Origin of the sequence: Sandarakinorhabdus sp. (assembly GCF_051860625.1) — a bacterium.
Classification (GTDB): domain Bacteria; phylum Pseudomonadota; class Alphaproteobacteria; order Sphingomonadales; family Sphingomonadaceae; genus Sandarakinorhabdus.
Window position 1 is genome coordinate 502683 of sequence record NZ_JBHYDQ010000001.1, and the last position, 17292, is coordinate 519974.

At 61.4% G+C, this 17292-nt stretch carries 16 protein-coding genes and 1 pseudogene; 10 read left to right on the top strand and 7 right to left on the bottom strand.

The window, feature by feature from the left end:
• Position 1 precedes the first annotated feature (1 nt).
• Genes ACTIEZ_RS02440 through ACTIEZ_RS02465 form a run of 6 tightly spaced genes read left to right on the top strand, consistent with a single transcriptional unit; the run spans position 2 to position 8776 of the window.
• A complete protein-coding gene (locus tag ACTIEZ_RS02440; RefSeq protein ID WP_439545052.1) occupies positions 2-1597 on the top strand; it encodes a caspase family protein in 1596 nt (531 codons plus the stop codon).
• The gene (locus tag ACTIEZ_RS02445; protein ID WP_439545053.1) at positions 1584-2999 is read left to right on the top strand and encodes a hypothetical protein; all 1416 of its coding nucleotides are present in this window, start codon (positions 1584-1586) and stop codon (positions 2997-2999) included. Before ACTIEZ_RS02440 ends, ACTIEZ_RS02445 begins: the two co-directional genes overlap by 14 nt.
• Entirely contained in the window at positions 2978-4462 is a 1485-nt protein-coding gene (locus tag ACTIEZ_RS02450) for a hypothetical protein (protein ID WP_439545054.1), read from the top strand. The genes ACTIEZ_RS02445 and ACTIEZ_RS02450 overlap by 22 nt, the downstream gene beginning before the upstream one ends.
• 45 nt (positions 4463-4507) lie before the next feature.
• Complete coding sequence (locus tag ACTIEZ_RS02455; RefSeq protein ID WP_439545055.1) at positions 4508-4846, top strand: hypothetical protein; 339 nt, start codon at positions 4508-4510, stop codon at positions 4844-4846.
• A gap of 25 nt (positions 4847-4871) precedes the next feature.
• Positions 4872-8438, top strand: coding sequence for a tubulin-like doman-containing protein (locus tag ACTIEZ_RS02460; RefSeq protein ID WP_439545056.1), 3567 nt, complete (start codon positions 4872-4874; stop codon positions 8436-8438).
• Positions 8435-8776, top strand: a complete 342-nt coding sequence (locus ACTIEZ_RS02465) for a hypothetical protein (RefSeq protein WP_439545057.1) — start codon at positions 8435-8437, stop codon at positions 8774-8776. The genes ACTIEZ_RS02460 and ACTIEZ_RS02465 overlap by 4 nt, the downstream gene beginning before the upstream one ends.
• Here ACTIEZ_RS02465 and ACTIEZ_RS02470 read toward each other — a convergent pair.
• The 4 genes from ACTIEZ_RS02470 to ACTIEZ_RS02485 form a co-directional block, all read right to left on the bottom strand.
• Entirely contained in the window at positions 8770-9405 is a 636-nt protein-coding gene (locus ACTIEZ_RS02470; RefSeq protein ID WP_439545058.1) for a hypothetical protein, read from the bottom strand. The two genes, ACTIEZ_RS02465 and ACTIEZ_RS02470, sit on opposite strands and share 7 nt — an antisense overlap.
• A gap of 441 nt (positions 9406-9846) precedes the next feature.
• On the bottom strand, positions 9847-10437 hold the full coding sequence (locus ACTIEZ_RS02475) for a hypothetical protein (RefSeq protein WP_439545059.1): 591 nt from the start codon (positions 10435-10437) through the stop codon (positions 9847-9849).
• Positions 10434-11717, bottom strand: a complete 1284-nt coding sequence (locus ACTIEZ_RS02480; protein WP_439545060.1) for a hypothetical protein — start codon at positions 11715-11717, stop codon at positions 10434-10436. The genes ACTIEZ_RS02475 and ACTIEZ_RS02480 overlap by 4 nt, the downstream gene beginning before the upstream one ends.
• A 77-nt stretch (positions 11718-11794) precedes the next feature.
• Positions 11795-13384 carry an amidohydrolase family protein gene (locus tag ACTIEZ_RS02485; RefSeq protein ID WP_439545061.1) on the bottom strand — a complete coding sequence of 530 codons (1590 nt, stop codon included), beginning with the start codon at positions 13382-13384 and terminating at the stop codon, positions 11795-11797.
• Between the two features lie 61 nt (positions 13385-13445).
• Between ACTIEZ_RS02485 and plsY the strand changes: the two genes are divergently transcribed.
• Both plsY and dprA read left to right on the top strand, forming a co-directional pair.
• Positions 13446-14030 carry a glycerol-3-phosphate 1-O-acyltransferase PlsY gene (gene plsY, locus ACTIEZ_RS02490; protein ID WP_439545062.1) on the top strand — a complete coding sequence of 195 codons (585 nt, stop codon included), beginning with the start codon at positions 13446-13448 and terminating at the stop codon, positions 14028-14030.
• The gene (gene dprA / locus ACTIEZ_RS02495; RefSeq protein WP_439545063.1) at positions 14027-15112 is read left to right on the top strand and encodes a DNA-processing protein DprA; all 1086 of its coding nucleotides are present in this window, start codon (positions 14027-14029) and stop codon (positions 15110-15112) included. Before plsY ends, dprA begins: the two co-directional genes overlap by 4 nt.
• A gap of 5 nt (positions 15113-15117) precedes the next feature.
• Here dprA and ACTIEZ_RS02500 read toward each other — a convergent pair whose 3' ends face one another.
• Both ACTIEZ_RS02500 and ACTIEZ_RS02505 read right to left on the bottom strand, forming a co-directional pair.
• Complete coding sequence (locus ACTIEZ_RS02500) at positions 15118-15678, bottom strand: type II toxin-antitoxin system VapC family toxin (RefSeq protein WP_439545064.1); 561 nt, start codon at positions 15676-15678, stop codon at positions 15118-15120.
• A 29-nt stretch (positions 15679-15707) separates the two neighbouring features.
• Positions 15708-16010: a hypothetical protein gene (locus ACTIEZ_RS02505; RefSeq protein ID WP_439545065.1), complete on the bottom strand. Its 303-nt coding sequence runs from the start codon at positions 16008-16010 to the stop codon at positions 15708-15710.
• Between the two features lie 114 nt (positions 16011-16124).
• On the opposite strand from ACTIEZ_RS02505, the gene ACTIEZ_RS02510 reads away from it, so the two are divergent.
• A complete protein-coding gene (locus tag ACTIEZ_RS02510; protein WP_439545066.1) occupies positions 16125-16253 on the top strand; it encodes a hypothetical protein in 129 nt (42 codons plus the stop codon).
• Positions 16254-16278: 25 nt separating this feature from the next.
• Here the strand turns inward: ACTIEZ_RS02510 and ACTIEZ_RS02515 are convergent, their stop codons facing one another.
• Positions 16279-16644, bottom strand: a complete 366-nt coding sequence (locus tag ACTIEZ_RS02515) for a DUF4411 family protein (RefSeq protein ID WP_439545067.1) — start codon at positions 16642-16644, stop codon at positions 16279-16281.
• Between the two features lie 239 nt (positions 16645-16883).
• Between ACTIEZ_RS02515 and ACTIEZ_RS02520 the strand changes: the two are divergent.
• Positions 16884-17216 (top strand): annotated as a pseudogene (locus tag ACTIEZ_RS02520) (transposase); the annotation flags it as partial.
• Positions 17217-17292: the final 76 nt, after the last annotated feature.

Genomic DNA, 17292 nt, shown 5'->3' on the forward strand with positions numbered 1-17292 from the left:
TGTGATTGCCACCGTATATATCATGTTTTCTGCGGGAGATCTGGCTGCTGCACCACCGTTCCAGCGTAAGAGCAGCGAAGTTCATGCCGTCGTCATCGGTATCGATGCGTATAAAACCATCGGCGCGCTGCAAGGAGCTGTCAATGATGCGGAATTGATCAGCAGTCGGCTGCGAATGCTGGGCGGCAAGGTCATTCTGCTGACCAACCAGGCCGCAACACGCGCTGCGGTGCTGGCGGCAATTTCGGACCAGGGGGCGGCGGCGGCTGCATCGGGCGGCACGCTGGTGGTCACTTATGCCGGGCATGGCTGGCAAGAACCCGAACATGTGCCGGGAGACGAGCGCGACGGCAAGGACGAGGCTTGGTTGCTTGCGCAGTTCTCACGCAAGGGGCCGGGCAGTGTCGAGCGCTTGCTGGACAACGATCTGAACGCCGCGTTCCGGGCCGTGCCGACAACGGTTCCCATATTGTTTGTTTCTGATTCCTGTCACAGCGGAACCATGACCCGCGCTGTCGACCAGCGCGCCAGCACGCTGGGGTCCCGATTTACCAGCTATGGCCCGATCGAGGATGATCGTTTGCCAGAACCTGAACCGGCAACGGCGGGGCAAGAGCTGGATAGCTTGCCCAACATGATCTTTGCCGGGGCTTCGCAGGAAGATCAGCAGACCCCGGAATTGATGATCGAAGGCACGGCCCATGGCGCGTTGAGCTGGCAATTTGCGCGCGCGCTGACCGGCCAGGCGGATCTTGATGGTGACGGACGCACCACCCTCGCCGAATTCAGGGCATTCATGGTATCGGGCGCCCGGCAGATTTCTGAAGGACGCCAAATACCGGTTGTCGATTTTCTGGCGGGGCGATCCGGCGAAGCATTGCCGTTGCCAGTTGGCCGCTCACAGCCAGCTCAAGCAGTATCGGCAGACAATCGCGTCAAGGTCTGGATACTGGCAGCAACTGAAAAGTCACCGCCAGTGTTGCCGCAGACTGTGGTTCACGCAACCAGTCAGAACCAGGCAGACCTTGTGATTGATTTATCGCAGGACGAAGTGCTGGGCGTCGCGACAGGCGATGTACTGGCTCAGCGCCGACCAGATCAGTCGTGGACCGGGCTCATAGCCGGCGCTGCGGACAAGGTGCGCGCGCTGGCGCTCCTGCGCGCGCTGGCCGAACGTCAACCGATGATGGTTGATTTGCTGCCACGCGGCGCCGGCGCGCTTTATTCTGCCGGCACAGTGGTCGAACTGCTGATGAGTCAACGATCCGCCCCAGCCCATCTCACCCTGTTCAACATCGCGGGCGATGGCACGGTGCAATGGCTGTTCCCGAACAATCGGGCCGGCGACAGTGGCATTTGGCCCATGGATCGGTCCCCGACGATCTCCGCTCGGGTTACCGCGCCTTTTGGAACCGACCATGTGGTCGTGGTGGCAACCACCCAGCCTCCCATCGCGCTGCGGGATCGCGTCCGGGCGTTGCAGGGTCGTCAGGCTGCCATGGAGCTGGCAATAGCGCTTCCCGACTTGTTGCCAGGTGGCGCAAACCAGGTTGGGCTGGTTGCGCTGGTGACGGGAGATCGTGATGTCAATCAATGATGCTGACGGAGAAGGTTCGCCCTATCCGCATCAGCGACCGCCAGGGTTGTGGCGCATCACGCGCAGTGGCGTAACCGGCTGGTCGCGCGAGCTTTCTGACGGCTCGATGAAGGTCCTGCCTTTGGGGCGAGGCCCGTTGCGGGCCAGCATGTTGCCTGGTCGCTGGTGGCCAGATGATTTCCGATTTGAGCCGGGCTATAACAAAATCAAATTGCCCAGCCGGCGGTCGTTGCGCACTCGGGACTGTGGATGGGTGGCGATTGAAGCAAATTCCGATCAACTCGGCCAACCGATCAATCAAGCTGAAGCCGGTTGGGCGGATCTGCCTGCCGGCACCACCGACGTCGTGATTGCCGGCCTGCCGGCCCGTCCGATAGCCTATTGCGCGGTGACTGGTGAGGCTTGGTGGTGGGACCCGGTCGAAGCGACGTGGTGCTCCTGGGGGTTGGTGTCTGACCATCCCGGAGAAGCAAAGCTGGCTGGATGTGCAGATGGCGCGCTGCTCATTGTTCGTGACGCGATTGTCTGGCTACTGGCCGACCATAGCGAGGGCATCCTAATATTGGTCACGCCGGGCACAGGGCAACCGCTGGCAGCGCCGACATTGTTTGCCGACGCGTTGATCTGGCCAGCATCGGTCGATGGACAGCTGCGGTTGTGGCAATTGCAGTTGCCGCCGCGCATCGATGGCCGAGCCGACGCACAACGCTATGCTGTGTTTCCGAAGGAGCTGCCCTTGGAGGCAGTCCCTGCGCCAGTTGCACATGCCTTTGGCAGGACGACGACTTCGTCCAATTTGGCCGTGTTTCCGGCACGGCATGGCCATGTGTTGCTGCGGCGGATGGGCAGTGGCCAGCTTGTCGCGCAGTGGCATCCATGCCCTGATGGTTGGATACTGGTAGAGCGTCTGTCACCCTGGCTACGGCCCGACGGTAGATTCGAACTACAGGCTCGTTCTGCCGAGCAGGCGATCGGACGGCTCATTGCCGGCGGTTCGCAGGTGAACCGCACAACCGGCCTATGTGCCACGTTGGGACAACAGCGCTGGCGGGGGCGAGCCCGCGTGGATGACAATGATCTCGAAACCAGTCCATACAGCCCACCCGACGGCCACTGGCTGCTTCCACTGGCAGAGACTGCAGACGGTGCAGTGATGTTGGACTGCGACGATGCCACGGCGCAGTCCGATTTGCTGCTTGGGGAGACAAATGCGCCGCAGCAGGCGCAACTGACCCTTCTGAGCGGCAACATACTGGTACCGCTTGCAAAATTCTTGACTTTACGCGAATTGAAGACTGTCAAAGTGGCAGGCTGGCGACACCAGTTGCTGATCTATGATTCTGCCGATCGAAGCAGAGCCATTTTGTTGGAGACGCCGCTATGCGCTTCATCTTGGGGATGATGGTTGCGCTGTTTGCCGTTATGGCGAAGCCATTGCTTGCTCAGCCGGCGTCGGACGCCCTTCCGCAAGTATTTCTTATCCAGAATTCAGGCTGGATGGAGCCATTTTATTCCGACCCGCAGTCGCGATTCCGCGTGTTGGTCGGCGCTCTAATCGCGCAAAGCGCTCCGGTTGGCAGTCCGATCGTCGTGGCCACCTTCAACCGCAGCGGCCAGGCACCGGGTATCGAGTCGCCGCAGGTGATCTACGCCGGTCCAAATGACCCAAAGCTGGTGAGAGAACGGATCGCTGACATCAGCATTCCGCGCAAACCAGGTGGAGCCTATGTCGATTCGGATTTCGAAGAGGCGCTGGGCAAAGGCGCCACCCGGTTGTTGCGCGGTCGCCCTGGCGTGATCTGGTTCGTATCAAACAACCAGAACGCGCCCGACGGTATCAGCGATGGCTGGCAGAACCGCTCTGAGGCGTTCACTCGGCTGCTGATGGAAGCGCCGCAGTTTTCCCGCGTCTATGCCCATCCGGTACGCAACGAAGTGGAGAGCGTGCAATTCGGTCGGCGCGAAGGGTTTATTTTCTACGCAATCGCTTACGGAAAGCGGGCCGGGCCGATCCTTGACGAACTGGTGGCAAAAGCCGGGATGCGCACTGTTCTGGGCAGTCCTCTGGCCCGGCTGCGCCCGCTTGACAGGTTGACCACACGCTTCGTGATTGATGGTGCGTCGCAATCACTGTCGAGCGAGCGCGACTGGATCAAGATTTCCGGCGATGGTGCTGCCAAAACACTCCGCCTGAAAGGCCGCGTCGAGAACCGGCTTTATCCGTTCGTGATTCGAAAGGCCCGGCTCGATCTGGCCTTTCGGGTGGCGCCCAGTCAGCCAGGTCTGGAAACGTTGCGCGTGTCGGCCGATACGCGTGCATTGGCAAACGTACCAGCTCTTGGGCGCTCAGGGCCGGTGACGATCACGCTCGAACTGCCGGCCGTTCCGATCGAGGGCCTGATGACCACCGAACGGCGGGCGTCGGGGGTGCTTACGTTGCAGCTTTCCGATATCGACTATGAATGGGATCGGGATTTTCTTGACCGGCTGAGCGCCATCCCGGCTAGCGGCGTCTTGAGCGAAAAGGCGCAAACCCAGTTGGTTGCATCGCAGCTGCCGCAAGTGTTCGTGGAACCGCTCAAGGTGAGGACGAGCCGATCCGATGTGCGGCTGCAGCTGATCGTGCAGCGCTCTCTCTGGTGGCTTTGGTTGGTTATCCCGGCCATGGCTGTCGGTGCATTCGCGCTTTGGCAACGCAGTGGGCAGCCCAAAAAACGTTCATCGCACATCGTCGATCTGGGTGGGGAGCGCAAGGAGATTAAAATCGCTTCCGGCGAGAAATTGTTGCTTTCCAATTCAAGTGGCGAGCGCTTTACTGTGAAGGGTCGGGGCACCAAAGCTCCAATGGTTACGCGAAGCCCGTGATTTCTGTCAAAATGGGCAGAGCATGAGGATTATTGGGGACGGATCATGCGATCGGGCAAATTGTTCATATCGTTCCAGGACGGTGACGGTCTGGGTACTCCCGACTTGATGCCGCCGGACACGGCTGCTGGCACCGAGATCCCGGTGCTTGATCCGTTACCGCCCGCAGGTTCCAACGAGAGTGGCATGGGTCAGATTATCCTGATCCTGGGCGTGGTTCTAGCTGCGGGTGTTGGCTTTGCCGTCTATCGCGTGGTTCGCGACGGCGCTGTCGGGCGGATGGAAACTTATGACAAGGCAACGCGCAATGGCCTGATCGCGGGCGTTGCAGTCGGTGTCCTCGTCGCTGTTGCCGCCTGGTTTATCAGCCGCCAGAATTTCTGATCAGACTTTCGCACGGAGCGCCAACATGGCCAGCAAAGCCCCCAAGCAGCCCACGATCTTGCCGGTTCGCCCAACCGTATTCATCGGCTTGGGCGGCACCGGCATGGAGGTGCTGCTGCGGCTGCGCCGCCGCATTTTGGCCGAGCGCTGGAATGGCCGCCAACTCGCAAGCCTGGACGAATTTCCGGTGGCGTCTTTTCTCTACTTCGATACGGACAGTCGGCCGACCAGCCAATCAGGCATCGACCCAGACAAGGATCCTTACCACAACCTGATCAAGCTTGATGGCGAGGCGATCCGGCCAGATAATTTCAACCCTGGAAAGTATCAGGCGCAAATTCGCAATTTTCCTTTGCTTGAATCATGGCTGCCGTCTGCCCAGCTTTCGGGAATTGACACAAGCAAGGGTGCAGGCCAAGTGCGCAGCCTGTCGCGTTTGTTGTTTTTTGATCGTATTCGCGAATTCAACCAGCAAGTCCGTCGCCGCATGAGCAGCGTTAGCGATAACACCGGCAACAGGCGAAAACTTGAGCTGCTGGGGCTGCAGCCCAGCACAGACGTTCGTGCGGTGGTGGTCGCGGGCCTTGGCGGCGGCACCGGCGCAGGTACTTTCATTGACGTCGGCCTGTTCCTGCGTTCGATCACTGGCCCGGACTTAAAGGAGGTCGATGCCTATTTGACGCTGCCTTCGGGCTATCGGAAGTATCAGGAGCGCACACTGGCCAATGGTTTTGCGGCACTTTCCGAGCTGGAGCATGTCATGCGCAAGCGCAAGCCGCCTTATGTCACCGAATGGGGCACATCGTCCGCCATTCATCGCGTGTCCAGCAATCCAGATCGCCAGCGTCCGTATGACGATATTTATCTGTTTGATACTGCAAATGAAACGGGGAATCACACGAGCGACATCAATGTCATTTATGACATGATGTCAGACGCATTGCTGGAGGATTTCGCCACCACTGGATTTGGCGAGCGCAAACGGTCCAGTCGGGTGAATCGCCGTGGTCCCAAGGACGCATTGTTCGTACCTGATGCTCTGGAAGGCGATAGACAATTGCGCGGCCTGCAATTCAGCCAGGCATACTCCGCGGTGGGCCAGTCCCGCTTGACCACGCGCAGCGCTCTGGCGGTGGACGAAGCGACCGAGGTTGCCACGCAGAAGATGCTGAGCAGCTTTTTTGGAGTCGCCCTTGACGGCGAGGGCCGCCGGGCCAGCGCACCGGATCGCGATGTGTTCTTGCGCGAGGTCTTGTGCTTGGAGGATCATTTCTATGATGATTTTCCCGATCATCTAAGGCCCAAGCCGCGAGCAGTTGCGGTTTCAGCGCTGGTTGAGAAGGTGCTGTCGCAAGGTGATCGCACACTCGACAGTCAGTTGATCGAAGACGTGCAAATTGCCTTTGCCGACATACCACGACAGCTCGCCACTCCTGATGATTGGCAGGTGCGCGCCCGCGATTTGGCAGCCCAGTTCAAGGCGGATGTGATCCCACAGGCTGGCATTGTAGCCAAGCGGCTGAGCGCGGTGGCGGATCATCGCCACAAACTCGAGCGGCTTTGGTTCGCCGACGATCCTGAGCACAACTCCGGCTCGCTCCTTTCGGCATTGTTCACGCGAATTGATGATCGTGCCCGGGGTGGTGTCGATCTGGCATTCAGCTTGGTTCAGGACGTCCGGCAGGATCTTGAACGCGATGGCGGGCGCATCAGCACGTTGTTGGCCGCGGCGGAAGAACTCGATCGGGTCGCAGAAACTTTGCACGACAAACAGTTCAATGCTGCCCTGGATGGATTGTCAAAAGCGCTGAAAGGCGGGCTGTTGGGCAAGCCCGATCTGAAGAATGCCGACACTTATTTGAAGCATGCCGGCGTGTGTCTGGCGCAGGGCCTCGCCTTTCGCATCCGCGCCAGGGCCGCCCGCGAAGCGGTCGATCTCTTGCGCAAGACCATTATTCACCTCGGTCGGCAGGAAGCCAGTGATCAAGAACAGCAATATTCGGGATTGCTCGGAAAATTGCACGGTTATCGGCAGGCCGTCGCTGCGCTGGCACAAGATGCCACGCGGGAGCGTGATAAAATTCGTGACCGCGCCCTAAGCAACAACAGCGGCACGGCGCTCGTGATCGACGACGACGAGAATGACAAAGCCTTCAAGCTCGTAGAAGCCGAGGCCGCCCGCTGGGCTGACGACCTTTTCGATGCGCGCGGCAAGGCGCGCGGTCTGTTGCCTGATCTGGTGGATGGTCAGGGGCGGGCCGATGTGCTGACCGCCTTGCGCGCCGGCGCACGTGAACGCCTGCAGCCGCTTGCCAACGCGTTGCCATCGATCACCGAAGTGCTGAGCAGAATGGCACCGGCGGACGCCGCTGCCCACCTTCGTCAACTGATGAGCGGTGCCATGCCGTGGGTGCTGCCATCCAGCATGTCGACCTTCAGCCCGCGACCTGACCAATATGAAATGCTGCTGGCCACCGGAGACAAGGATGCGTTTCAACGTGCGTTTGGCAGTTCAGTCAATTCCTTGGCCCCAGCGAAGGTGACCCCCGAGATACTGGCGGCAGGTGAAGCAAGCGAGCTGATCTGTTATTGCGAATTATCGGGATTTCCGCTGGATTGGCTGGCGGGGATGCGAGATTCTTGGCGATACGAGTATATCGAAAACATCAGTGGGCGCGTCAACAATCCGTATCCGATCCACACCCACCGCGATTATACACATTTTGCCATGCCGGTGGTGCCCGAACAGGCGGAAATTGATCGCCTGCGAAGCGACCTCACTCTGTTCTTGAAGGCTACCATGATTGGTCGGCTCGAAAGATCGGCCGATGGCGACTGGAAGGTTTCGGTGGCAAGGCCAGGCAAGCCGCGCAATCTGCTGGCCATTGGTACGGAAGCGCAGATTCGTCGCAGCGAGATTGCGCCCAATCTTCGGCGCGAGATCCAGACCCAGATCGCGGAGTTTGAAGCGGATGCAGGTCCTGGTCTGCTGTCGGCGGCCGCGAAACTGGCCGAGTTTTTCGCCTGGACAATCTACACGCCGATCAAGACAAGGTTGGACGGTCAGAATGAGCTTGAAATCTATGGCTTTGGTCACAAACAAAGCCTTGAAATCCACGCTTACTGGCTGAAACTGCGCAGCGAACGCGCGCCGGGTCAAGAAGATCAGTTTGACAAGTGGGATGAGAAGCTTGGAGACGACTTTGATACATGGTCGTCCTCGGTTGCAGGTTCTGGTTCGGATGCACCGCGCGATGAGACCAACGCGATAGCGGACCGGCGCAGCCTGAAGCGCGATTGGCAGAACGAAGCCGCCTTTGCCGACCTGCTGTACCTGCACCAAGCCCCGCCATCCGCTCCGGATGGGCCCCCGCCGCCGCCGCCGCCCCCGTCGCAAAGTGCTGAAAAATGGTGGTTAGCGGCCGATGGTCAAACCACTGGGCCGTTTACGCGCGATGCCTTGGTCCATCGATTGGGCAGCGGATTTGGTGCCGACAGCCAGGTGTGCCCGGTGGGCAGCAGCAGCTGGCAGACTGCAGCATCGGTGATTTCATTGGCAGACCTGTTTCCGCCACCGCCGCCAAAATCATGATTATTGGGCGTGCTTTGCTTTTGGCAGGAAGCCTTTTCATTTTGGCGTTGCCAGTCTCTGCTGCGACTGGCGAGTGGCCGGAACGGATCAGACGGCAAAAGGAAATACTGACGGCTCTTGGTTATTTCGCCGGGCCCATGGATACGCAAGACACAGAAGAATTTGCCCGCGCCCGCAACGAATTGGCGCAGGATGCTGGACTGGACACCAGCATTCCCATCATGCTGGCAAGTCAACTTGAACGGATCTACGATCGAAATCAGATGGCAAGACGCAACTGCCCCTCTCGCAAGGGGCTCGCGACAGCCTGCCTGAAATCAACAGCGTCGGCTCAATAAAGCACTTCGACCGTCACCGGTCGACCGGCGGCTCGCGCTTCCAAGCGACCATGCAAACCAGCAGGTGGAATGCTGACGCCTCCGTCTTGGGGAATGGCATATAGATCACCATTTACCCGCATGCGAAACGGCCCGTCCGACTGCAACCTGCGCGCGCCCGGATCGACACTGATCTCCTGCCACTGCTGGTCCAAATGAAACACCACATTAGATTCCTGACGGCTGGTGTTGGCGCGATCGACCACAATCATGGCGATCAATCCGGCAAACAATGTGCCTGCTACAATGATACTCATCGCTCGACCTCGCTGATCATCCAGGCTGATCGCTGATCTACTCTTTGTAGATGCAGCGTCTATAGCTGTCCTAATTGATAATCGCTTTTTGTCAGTGTGCGGATTCAGCTTGGCTATTTGACTGTTCGTTGGCTCGAGGTCTTCTACGAAAGTCGACGAAATATTGTCGGTAAGCTGCTGATCAATTAGCGTGATCAATTCAGGCTGAGTCTTGACGGGCGCTTCTCCACAGTAAACGCAATGCACGTGGGAGAGGCCCGATATGGCGAAGTTGTTCCGGCCGCAGCGATCGCACTGGAGAACCAGGCTGACGTCCCTGAGGCTGGCGATCATGGACGTTTCCAGAAGCCCAGCCGCCTGAGTATCCCGCCCAAGAAGTTTGATAGTCCGGCTTGCTGGATCGGTGCGATTGGCGTTTGACGCCCCTGGGACGCGGCTGGGCTGGGAGCCGCTGTGGAATGTTGCTGTTGTTGAAATCCCTGCGTCATCAATTTTGCCGACGGTGTCGCTGCTGTCGTCGGCGCCAGAACGGGCAAGTCAGTCGGCATCCGGTTCATAGCGACGGTGGGCGCTGGCCTTACACTCGGAACCGCGCGCGCCGAAGGCGTTCCGGTCACATTCAGGGCTGGCCGGCGTGTCTCAGCCGGATCGTTCGACAAACGTGTATCCAAGATCGGCTCGACACCGGCCCCGTCCACGCTCCCAGACGCGGACAGTCGCGCCGATTTAATCGCGGCCAGCAACGCGCCGGCCGACGCGTCAAGCCGCGCCAGCTCAGCGGCAGCGACCGGGGAACGGGACATAGAAGCTCTGGCCAACAAGTCGGAATTGCGCCTCGGTTAAGTCGATATCGCCATGCGATCGGCAAAAACTTGCCCGAAAGGCACAAGCTTGGCTGCCCAACGCGCCACTGCGCGCCGACTTGCTCAGCCGGGCGCCTGCCGACTGAAAGGCCTGCCGGCTCAAGGTTTGGCTGGTCACAAATGGCGCCAAAACCGGGTTATCGGCCATTGCGGCCGGCACGCGTCCTGGCGTCACCGCAATTCGGCCGTCACCCAGGCCACGCAGACGAACCAGTGGTTCGCTCCCGGCCAAACAATTGGGCAAATCCTGCCCGCCCTTTCCCGCCACCTTGACAACCGGTTTCGGGACTACGCAGCGGGTACCGTCATCCCCGCATTTTGCCCGAAGCGCGGCAAATTGACCTTCCTCGGCCTTGAATTTTACGTAAGCCGGATCCGCTTCCTTGCGCAGCGCCAACCCAAGCAACAGCGCCAGAAAGATGAGGTGGGTCATCAATTCGACCAGCGTGAACAGGACCAATTGGTCGCTCTGGGTACCGAGGCGCGTGCCGCGGCTGATCATTCGGCCTGCCCATATTGCGGCAACACCGCTGTTGGTTGTGTGGGTTCGACCGTGCTGCGCAATCGATCCAATTCATCCGCAAAGCTGGATACCACAGCCGCAAAGCTGGCCATTGCTTGGTCAAGCGCGCTTTGGAAATCGCCAGCCTGCTGACCAAGCCCCTGCGCTTCACCCACTAGAGACGCACCCGCCCGCGCCAATTGTTCTGCCGATTCTGTTGCTGCCGCTTCCACCTGAACGGCCGCACGATTGGTGGTTGCTTCCAACGCACCGACTGCACTGTTTACCCGGCCAAGCTGGCCAACCGCGCCAACCTGGAATTCTGACAATGCCGACGCCATGCGTTCCGTACCGGAAACAGCAGCCGTCAGCGCAGCCGCCAGTTGCGCAACATCGTTGCGCAGCTTCTGCGCGGTTTCATTAGCGGCCTTCTGAGTCGCCTCCAGTTCGGTGCCCAGTCTGGCCACTGGCTCTGCCAGCCCGGCCATCGCGCCGCCCATGCGCTCTCGGGCCTCTGCCATCAAACGCGCGGCCTCGACGATATCGTTGGCGCGTACGGCCACCCGTTGCCGCAGCGCCTCTGCTTCAGTACGAGTCTGTTCAGCTTGCGCGGCAAGCAGGCCCGTGGTGGCCTTTGCCGCGTCATCAAACTCACTGACAACCGCCTCCAATCGCTTGCCGGTGGCGCCAAGCACGGCTTTCACCATCGCTTCATTGTGCTTCACCAAGCCGCGACGAGCTGTCGCCAGGTCGTCTCCAATCCCTTTGGCTTCGGCGGCAACACGGCGGGTGAGCGCGGTGAGGTCTTCTTCCATCTGGGCGGCCGCCTCATCACTGGAGGGGGCGAGCTGCATCACGACGACCCGAAATATCAATCCAAGTGCAGTAGAAAGCAGAGCCGTTCCGAACGCCTCATAGATTTCTTGTGGTGACACATTGCCATTGGCTACTGCTACTGGCAAAAAGCTTGCGATAAGGGCGCCCATCGTGAAGATGAACCCGAGAAAATAAATATTGTCTGCAAAGCGCTGGCGCGATTCTGCCTTTCCAGCAAAGCCAAGCCAAGACCCAATCATCCAGAACAGCAAAACTAATACTGGAGGCAGGCCAAACAGGACGTTGCGCACACCCTGCGATGATTCCTGTGCGAAAAAAGAACGAGCAAGAAAAACAACGGCACCGATGAAAACGAATGTTAGAAAGAAGTATGCGCCGCCACTTACCCCCCGCGTGGTCGAACCTGACTGATCAGTTTCCAAATTTGGTTGATTAGGATCCATAATGGATCCTTTTTGACGGTAACGTTAATCAGAAGCAAGAAGGCATTGGGCGCAAAACGAAAAAACTCACACAGACATCACCGCGCCGCCTTGGCCGCCGCCACCTGTGCCTCCACGCTGCGCAGGATCGCCGGCACATCGTGCACGATGCCGTCGCGGATGGTCCAGCGGATGCCGCCCTTCACCACCGTGGTCTGCGTCGCCTCGTCCAGCCGGGCAAAGCCGGTGCCATAGAGCGTCTTGAGGTTATGCAGCGGGTTTTCCGGCACCACGATCAGATCGGCACGCATGCCGACGCGGATCAGACCGAAATCCGGCTCGCGGCCCTTGGGCTCTTCCAGGGTGCGGGCGCCGTTGATGGTCGCGGCCTGGATCACCTCCAGCGGCGCGAAGCCGGCCTCGCGCAGCAGTTCCAGCTCCAGGATGTAGCCGAAGCCCCAGGTCTGCCAGATGAAGCCGGGATCCGAACCAGTCGTCACCCGCCCGCCGATATTCTTGTAATCATTCACCAATCGCATGTACCGCGTGTAGAATCGCCGCCATTCATATTCGCGCTCACTGGTCCAGTCGAAGAAATAGCTGCCGTGGTTGTCGCGGTTGGATTCAAAGAATTTCGTCAGGCTCGGCAGCGTGTAGCGGTCATGCCATTCCGCCCGCTTGGCGCGCATCAGGTCGCGGCTGGCGCTGTAGATGTTGAAGGTGGGATCGAACACCACGCCGCTGGCCTTTTGCGCCTTCAGATACTCCTGCCATTCCGGCCCGCCCGGTTCGTGAATCTGGTCCCAGATTTCGGCGATGCCGCCGAAACGCATCTGTTCATCGTTGAAGTTATAATCGGCCGGCGTGTCCTGCACGCGGCGGCCATCCAGCAGGCTTTCGAAATGGCCATAAAAATGCGTGATCGTGCCCAAGCCCGCAGCGGCCGCATCCCGCGCGTTGAATTCGGCGATATTGTTCTGCGACAGGTGGGCAACCGTGCCCAGCCCCAGTTTCTTCGCCTCATCGATGGCGGCGCGATCAATCTCCGGCGTTTCATCGCCGCGGTTGAAGAATTTGATGCCATCCACGCCCACGGATGCGGCCCAGCGCACCCATTCGCGGGCCTTTTCCGGGCTGAGCACCCGCCCGCCCTTCCAGCCAGCCGACGCGCCCGAACCCAGCGTCTGGTACACATACAGGCGCGGCGCCATGATCTCACCGGCGGCGGCGCGCTTCCGGTCGGCCAGGGCGCGGGCCGTGTCCCCGCCAAAGAAGGAAACGCCGCGCACCGTCGTCACCCCGTGCGCCAGCCACAATTTCCAGGCGTAATCCGGGTCGTCCGTCTTCTGCCCATCGCCCTGATGGCCGTGCATGTCCACGAAACCGGGCAGCACATACATCCCCGTCGCATCGATTTCCCGCGTCGGGTTTGCGGGCGCGCGGCCCGGGCGCATCGCCAGCCCCGGCGTGCCGGCGCTGCGGATATCGGTGATGCGGCCGCCGTTGATGATGATATCCGCCGGGCCGAACGGCGGCCCACCGTTGCCGGTGATGATGGTGGCGCCGCGGATCACCAGCGTTTCATACGGTCCGGCCGCCAGCGCAGGGTCGCGCGGCGCCGAAGGCTTCATCTGGGCGGCCCCGGCGGTGGCAGCCAGCGCAACGGCGAATGCGATCAAAATCTTCATCAAAACCCCCGATTTGCCGGCAGCATAGACGGCGGATTTTCGCGCGGCTAGGCTGGCCACCATGCAATGGATCGCGCTCGGCATTGGCTATGTTTTGGGTTCGATTCCGTTCGGCCTGCTGCTCACGCGGATGATCGGCATCGATATCCGCAGCGTGGGCAGCGGCAATATCGGCTCCACCAACGTGCTGCGCACCGGCAACAAGGGGCTGGCCGCCGCCACGCTGCTGCTCGATGCCGGCAAGGGCGCGGCGGCGGTGCTGATCGCCCGCGAACTTGGCGGTGAGACGGCTGCCATCCTGGCCGGCACGGCGGCTTTCATCGGCCATTGTTTCCCGGTGTGGCTGCGCTTTCGCGGCGGCAAGGGGGTGGCGACGATATTGGGCATCACGCTGGCGGCCGCGCCCTTGGCCGGCGTGATCGCGCTGGCGACGTGGCTGGGCGGTGCCCTATTGACGCGCTATTCCAGCGTTGGCGGAATGCTGGCGGCGATCGCCTGCCCGCTGGCGGCCTGGGCGGTGCGTGACAATATCGGCTGGGCCATCCATCTGGCGCCGCTGGCGGCGCTGCTGATCTTCCTGCACCGCGACAATCTCAAAAGGCTGGCCGCCGGCACCGAATCGAAGATCGGGCAAAAGGCCAAATGAGCCTGCCCGACGACGCCGTTTCGCGACTGCGCCTGATCCGAACGGACAGCATCGGCCCGGTCACCTATCGCCAGTTGGTCGCCCGCTTCGGCACGGCCGAGTCGGCGCTGCACGCGCTCCCCGATCTGGCGCGGCGCGGCAACCGGCAACTCAGCATCTGCACCGCAGACGCGGCAGAGGCGGAACTGGCCACCGCCGCCCGGCTGGGTGCGAAGCTGCTGTTTCTGGGCACAGCCGATTATCCGCCGCTGCTCGCCCGCACCGAAACCGCGCCGCCAGTGCTGTTCGCCCATGGCGATACCGCGCTGCTGGATCGGCCGGCGGTGGCCATCGTCGGCGCCCGCAACGCCAGCGCGGCGGGCGTGCGCTTTGCCCGGCAGCTGGCCATCGATCTGGGGGATGCGGATTTCGTCGTCGTCTCCGGCCTGGCGCGCGGCATCGATGCGGCGGCACATGTCGCGGCGTTGGATCGCGGCACCATCGCCGTGGTCGCCGGCGGCATCGATGTGCCCTACCCGCCCGATCACGCCGAACTGATGGCGAAGATCGCCACCACGGGCCTGGTGGTGGCCGAACAACCGCCGGGCATCGAACCACAAGCCCGCCACTTCCCGCGCCGCAACCGCATCATCGCCGGCCTCAGCGCCGGCACCATCGTGGTGGAGGGCGCGCCAAAGTCGGGCAGCCTGATCACCGCGCGCATCGCCGCCGAACTCGGCCGCGAAGTCATGGCCGTCCCCGGCTCCCCCCTCGATCCGCGCGCCCAGGGCTGCAATCTCCTCATCCGCGAAGGCGCCACCCTGATCCAGACCGCCGCCGACGTGCTGGAGGCCCTGCACACAATCTCCGGCCATCCCGCCATCCCCCTGCACGTCGCCGAAGCCGCCCCCACCCCCGCCCTCATCGCGGAGCCCGACGCCCGCGCCGCCGTCATCGCCCTCCTCTCGCCCACCCCGGTTCAGGTCGATGAACTCGTCCGCCAATCCGGCCTGCCCGCCGCGCAAGTGGCAACGGTGCTGCTCGATCTGGAACTGGAAGGCGCGGTGGTGCGCCACGCCGGCGGGCGGGTGGCGTTGGGGTGAGGGGGTCAGCGGTAGAACAACACGCGGCCGGCCGGCACAAGTTGCTGGAGGAAATCGAAATCACCCAGATTGGCGGTCAGCACGGTCAGGCCCAGCTTGTGCGCCTGCAGAAACAACGTCGCATCCAGCAGCGCCCGCAGCCGGGCATCGCGGCCATAGCCTTGCAACCGGCACAACATCCCCGCCAGCAAAGCGGCGCGGCCCAGCACATCGGCATCGGGGGTGAACAGCCGGTGATCGGGCATGGCCTGCACCAGGGCGCGGATGGCATCCACCGCCGCTGGTGTGCGGGCATCGGCCGGATTCAGTGCGCCGATGGCGTGCAGCAATTCCTGCACGGCGATGCTGCTGTGGTTGATCTGCCGCACATCGATCACCAGCGCGATCAGCGCCGGCAACCGCCCCTGCAACTGGTGAATATACACACAGCTATCGAGCAGCAGCGCCGACCCCGCCACATCCGCCGCGGTCACAAAGGGCAATTGGGCATCGGGCCGGCGCACGAGCGGCCGGCGCGGATCGAGCCCCGCCCAGCGCAGCGCCGCATCGATATCAAAGTCGGCCAATTCAGAACCCGCCGCTCAAAAGCTGGGGGTCAGAATTCCAGGTGCAGATCAGCATCCACGGCGCCGCGCACTGCCTTGAAGGTTTCGGCAAACCGATCTTCCACCGCAATATTGGCCAGGGCAAATTCAATCAGATCGGTATCGGTCTCGATCCCGGTTTGCGCCTTGGCCTTCGCGATCAACGCCGGGCTGATCCGCCCGCCAATCCGCCCGCCCTTGCCAGCCAACAGCCCAGAACGATCCGCCGCCGCCATCACCGCGTCAAAGCGGCTGGCGTGCGCTTCGGCGGCTGCCCGCGCTGCCGCCTTGCCCTTGATCGGGAGATTGCTCATGCCAGCGTGTCCAACAAATCCAAGAAGTGTCTGACATACAAGCAAGGGCCGCGCACCACAAGCCGCCTGCAAGCGCCAGCCTTCGCGCCTGCCGTCTCTCCATTTGGCTGCGCCATGGTACAAGACGGCGAATGCGTCCGCCAATCCGGCCTGCCGGCGGCGCACGTGGCAACGGTGCTGCTCGATCTGGAACTGGAGGGCGGGGTGGTGCGCCACGCTGGCGGGCGGGTGGCGTTGGGGTAAGGGCCAATGGACCGTCGATGCTGGCCTAGCCGCGCCAGCGGGTACTGAATCGTAATGCACGCAGCATCGCAAACGTATCGCAGCATTGAACGCCAACATCTGCACAAACGTCAGGGATGCGTCGATTCTGGCGCTGCTGCCGGCGCTTTGTCGTTTCGGTCGTCACTACGCAGCGGTTGCCTGGGTCTGCCAAGGCATGAGCAATGAGGAATGGATCACGGCCAATTGCTTCAAGCTCGTCATCCGTCAGATCGGGAGCGTAATGGGCGGTTACCCGTCGAACCAAGACGGACTGAACATCTTCATTGAAGAGGATCGCAGCCTTGTTTGCTTCGTCCTGAATCCAGCCAAAAAGCAGATCGCGCACAGCGTCATTTCCGCCGTCTCTCACCTCTTCAAATGGTATGTATCTGGTGAGGGCCGCACCGGTAGCTATGCGTTTTTTGACGTTTTGATGATGCGTTTGGCGGCGTTAGCGTCCGCTCACGTGGTGTAATTTCCCGGTGTAGATGATTGCGTTGCCGGGGGTGGGGCGAGCCCCACCCCCGGCAAATCGATCTCGGTGGCCACCGGGCTCATCGGATATGGTGGAGTTTCCAGACTTCAACCGTAACTGAGGAGTTGTTCCCGATGACCGACGACAGACTACCGCTTGCCGAGCTGATGGCGAAGACCGGCGATGGCGATTTCTTGCGCAGCGTTGCCGAAAGCGTGCTGCAGATCATCATGGAGGCCGATGTCGACGGCCTGATCGGCGCCGGCCGCCACGAGCGGTCGGGCGACCGCAGCACATGGCGCAACGGCTATCGCGACCGATCGCTGGATACCCGGCTCGGCACGCTCAACCTGAAGATCCCCAAGCTGCGGACTGGCGCCTACTTCCCTGGCTTCCTCGAGCCCAGGAAGACGGTGGAAAAGGCGCTGGTGTCGGTTATCCAGGAAGCTTGGATCGCGGGACTGTCAGGATTTTCGTGTGCGGGCGGGCGGTTGAACATTACGCCGCCATGGCCCTGATGAACCGCTCGCCGAAGATGACGGC

Excerpts from the sequence above, each read along its gene's own strand:
- ACTIEZ_RS02510 (WP_439545066.1), top strand. The coding sequence starts at position 16,125 with ATGGTACAAGACGGCGAATGCGTCCGCCAATCCGGCCTGCCGGCGGCG.
- ACTIEZ_RS02450 (WP_439545054.1), top strand. The coding sequence starts at position 2,978 with ATGCGCTTCATCTTGGGGATGATGGTTGCGCTGTTTGCCGTTATGGCG.
- ACTIEZ_RS02505 (WP_439545065.1), bottom strand. The coding sequence starts at position 16,010 with ATGAGCAATCTCCCGATCAAGGGCAAGGCGGCAGCGCGGGCAGCCGCC.
- ACTIEZ_RS02445 (WP_439545053.1), top strand. The coding sequence starts at position 1,584 with ATGTCAATCAATGATGCTGACGGAGAAGGTTCGCCCTATCCGCATCAG.
- ACTIEZ_RS02475 (WP_439545059.1), bottom strand. The coding sequence starts at position 10,437 with ATGATCAGCCGCGGCACGCGCCTCGGTACCCAGAGCGACCAATTGGTC.
- plsY (WP_439545062.1), top strand. The coding sequence starts at position 13,446 with ATGCAATGGATCGCGCTCGGCATTGGCTATGTTTTGGGTTCGATTCCG.
- ACTIEZ_RS02480 (WP_439545060.1), bottom strand. The coding sequence starts at position 11,717 with ATGGATCCTAATCAACCAAATTTGGAAACTGATCAGTCAGGTTCGACC.
- ACTIEZ_RS02470 (WP_439545058.1), bottom strand. The coding sequence starts at position 9,405 with ATGATCGCCAGCCTCAGGGACGTCAGCCTGGTTCTCCAGTGCGATCGC.
- ACTIEZ_RS02460 (WP_439545056.1), top strand. The coding sequence starts at position 4,872 with ATGGCCAGCAAAGCCCCCAAGCAGCCCACGATCTTGCCGGTTCGCCCA.
- ACTIEZ_RS02465 (WP_439545057.1), top strand. The coding sequence starts at position 8,435 with ATGATTATTGGGCGTGCTTTGCTTTTGGCAGGAAGCCTTTTCATTTTG.
- dprA (WP_439545063.1), top strand. The coding sequence starts at position 14,027 with ATGAGCCTGCCCGACGACGCCGTTTCGCGACTGCGCCTGATCCGAACG.
- ACTIEZ_RS02485 (WP_439545061.1), bottom strand. The coding sequence starts at position 13,384 with ATGAAGATTTTGATCGCATTCGCCGTTGCGCTGGCTGCCACCGCCGGG.
- ACTIEZ_RS02455 (WP_439545055.1), top strand. The coding sequence starts at position 4,508 with ATGCGATCGGGCAAATTGTTCATATCGTTCCAGGACGGTGACGGTCTG.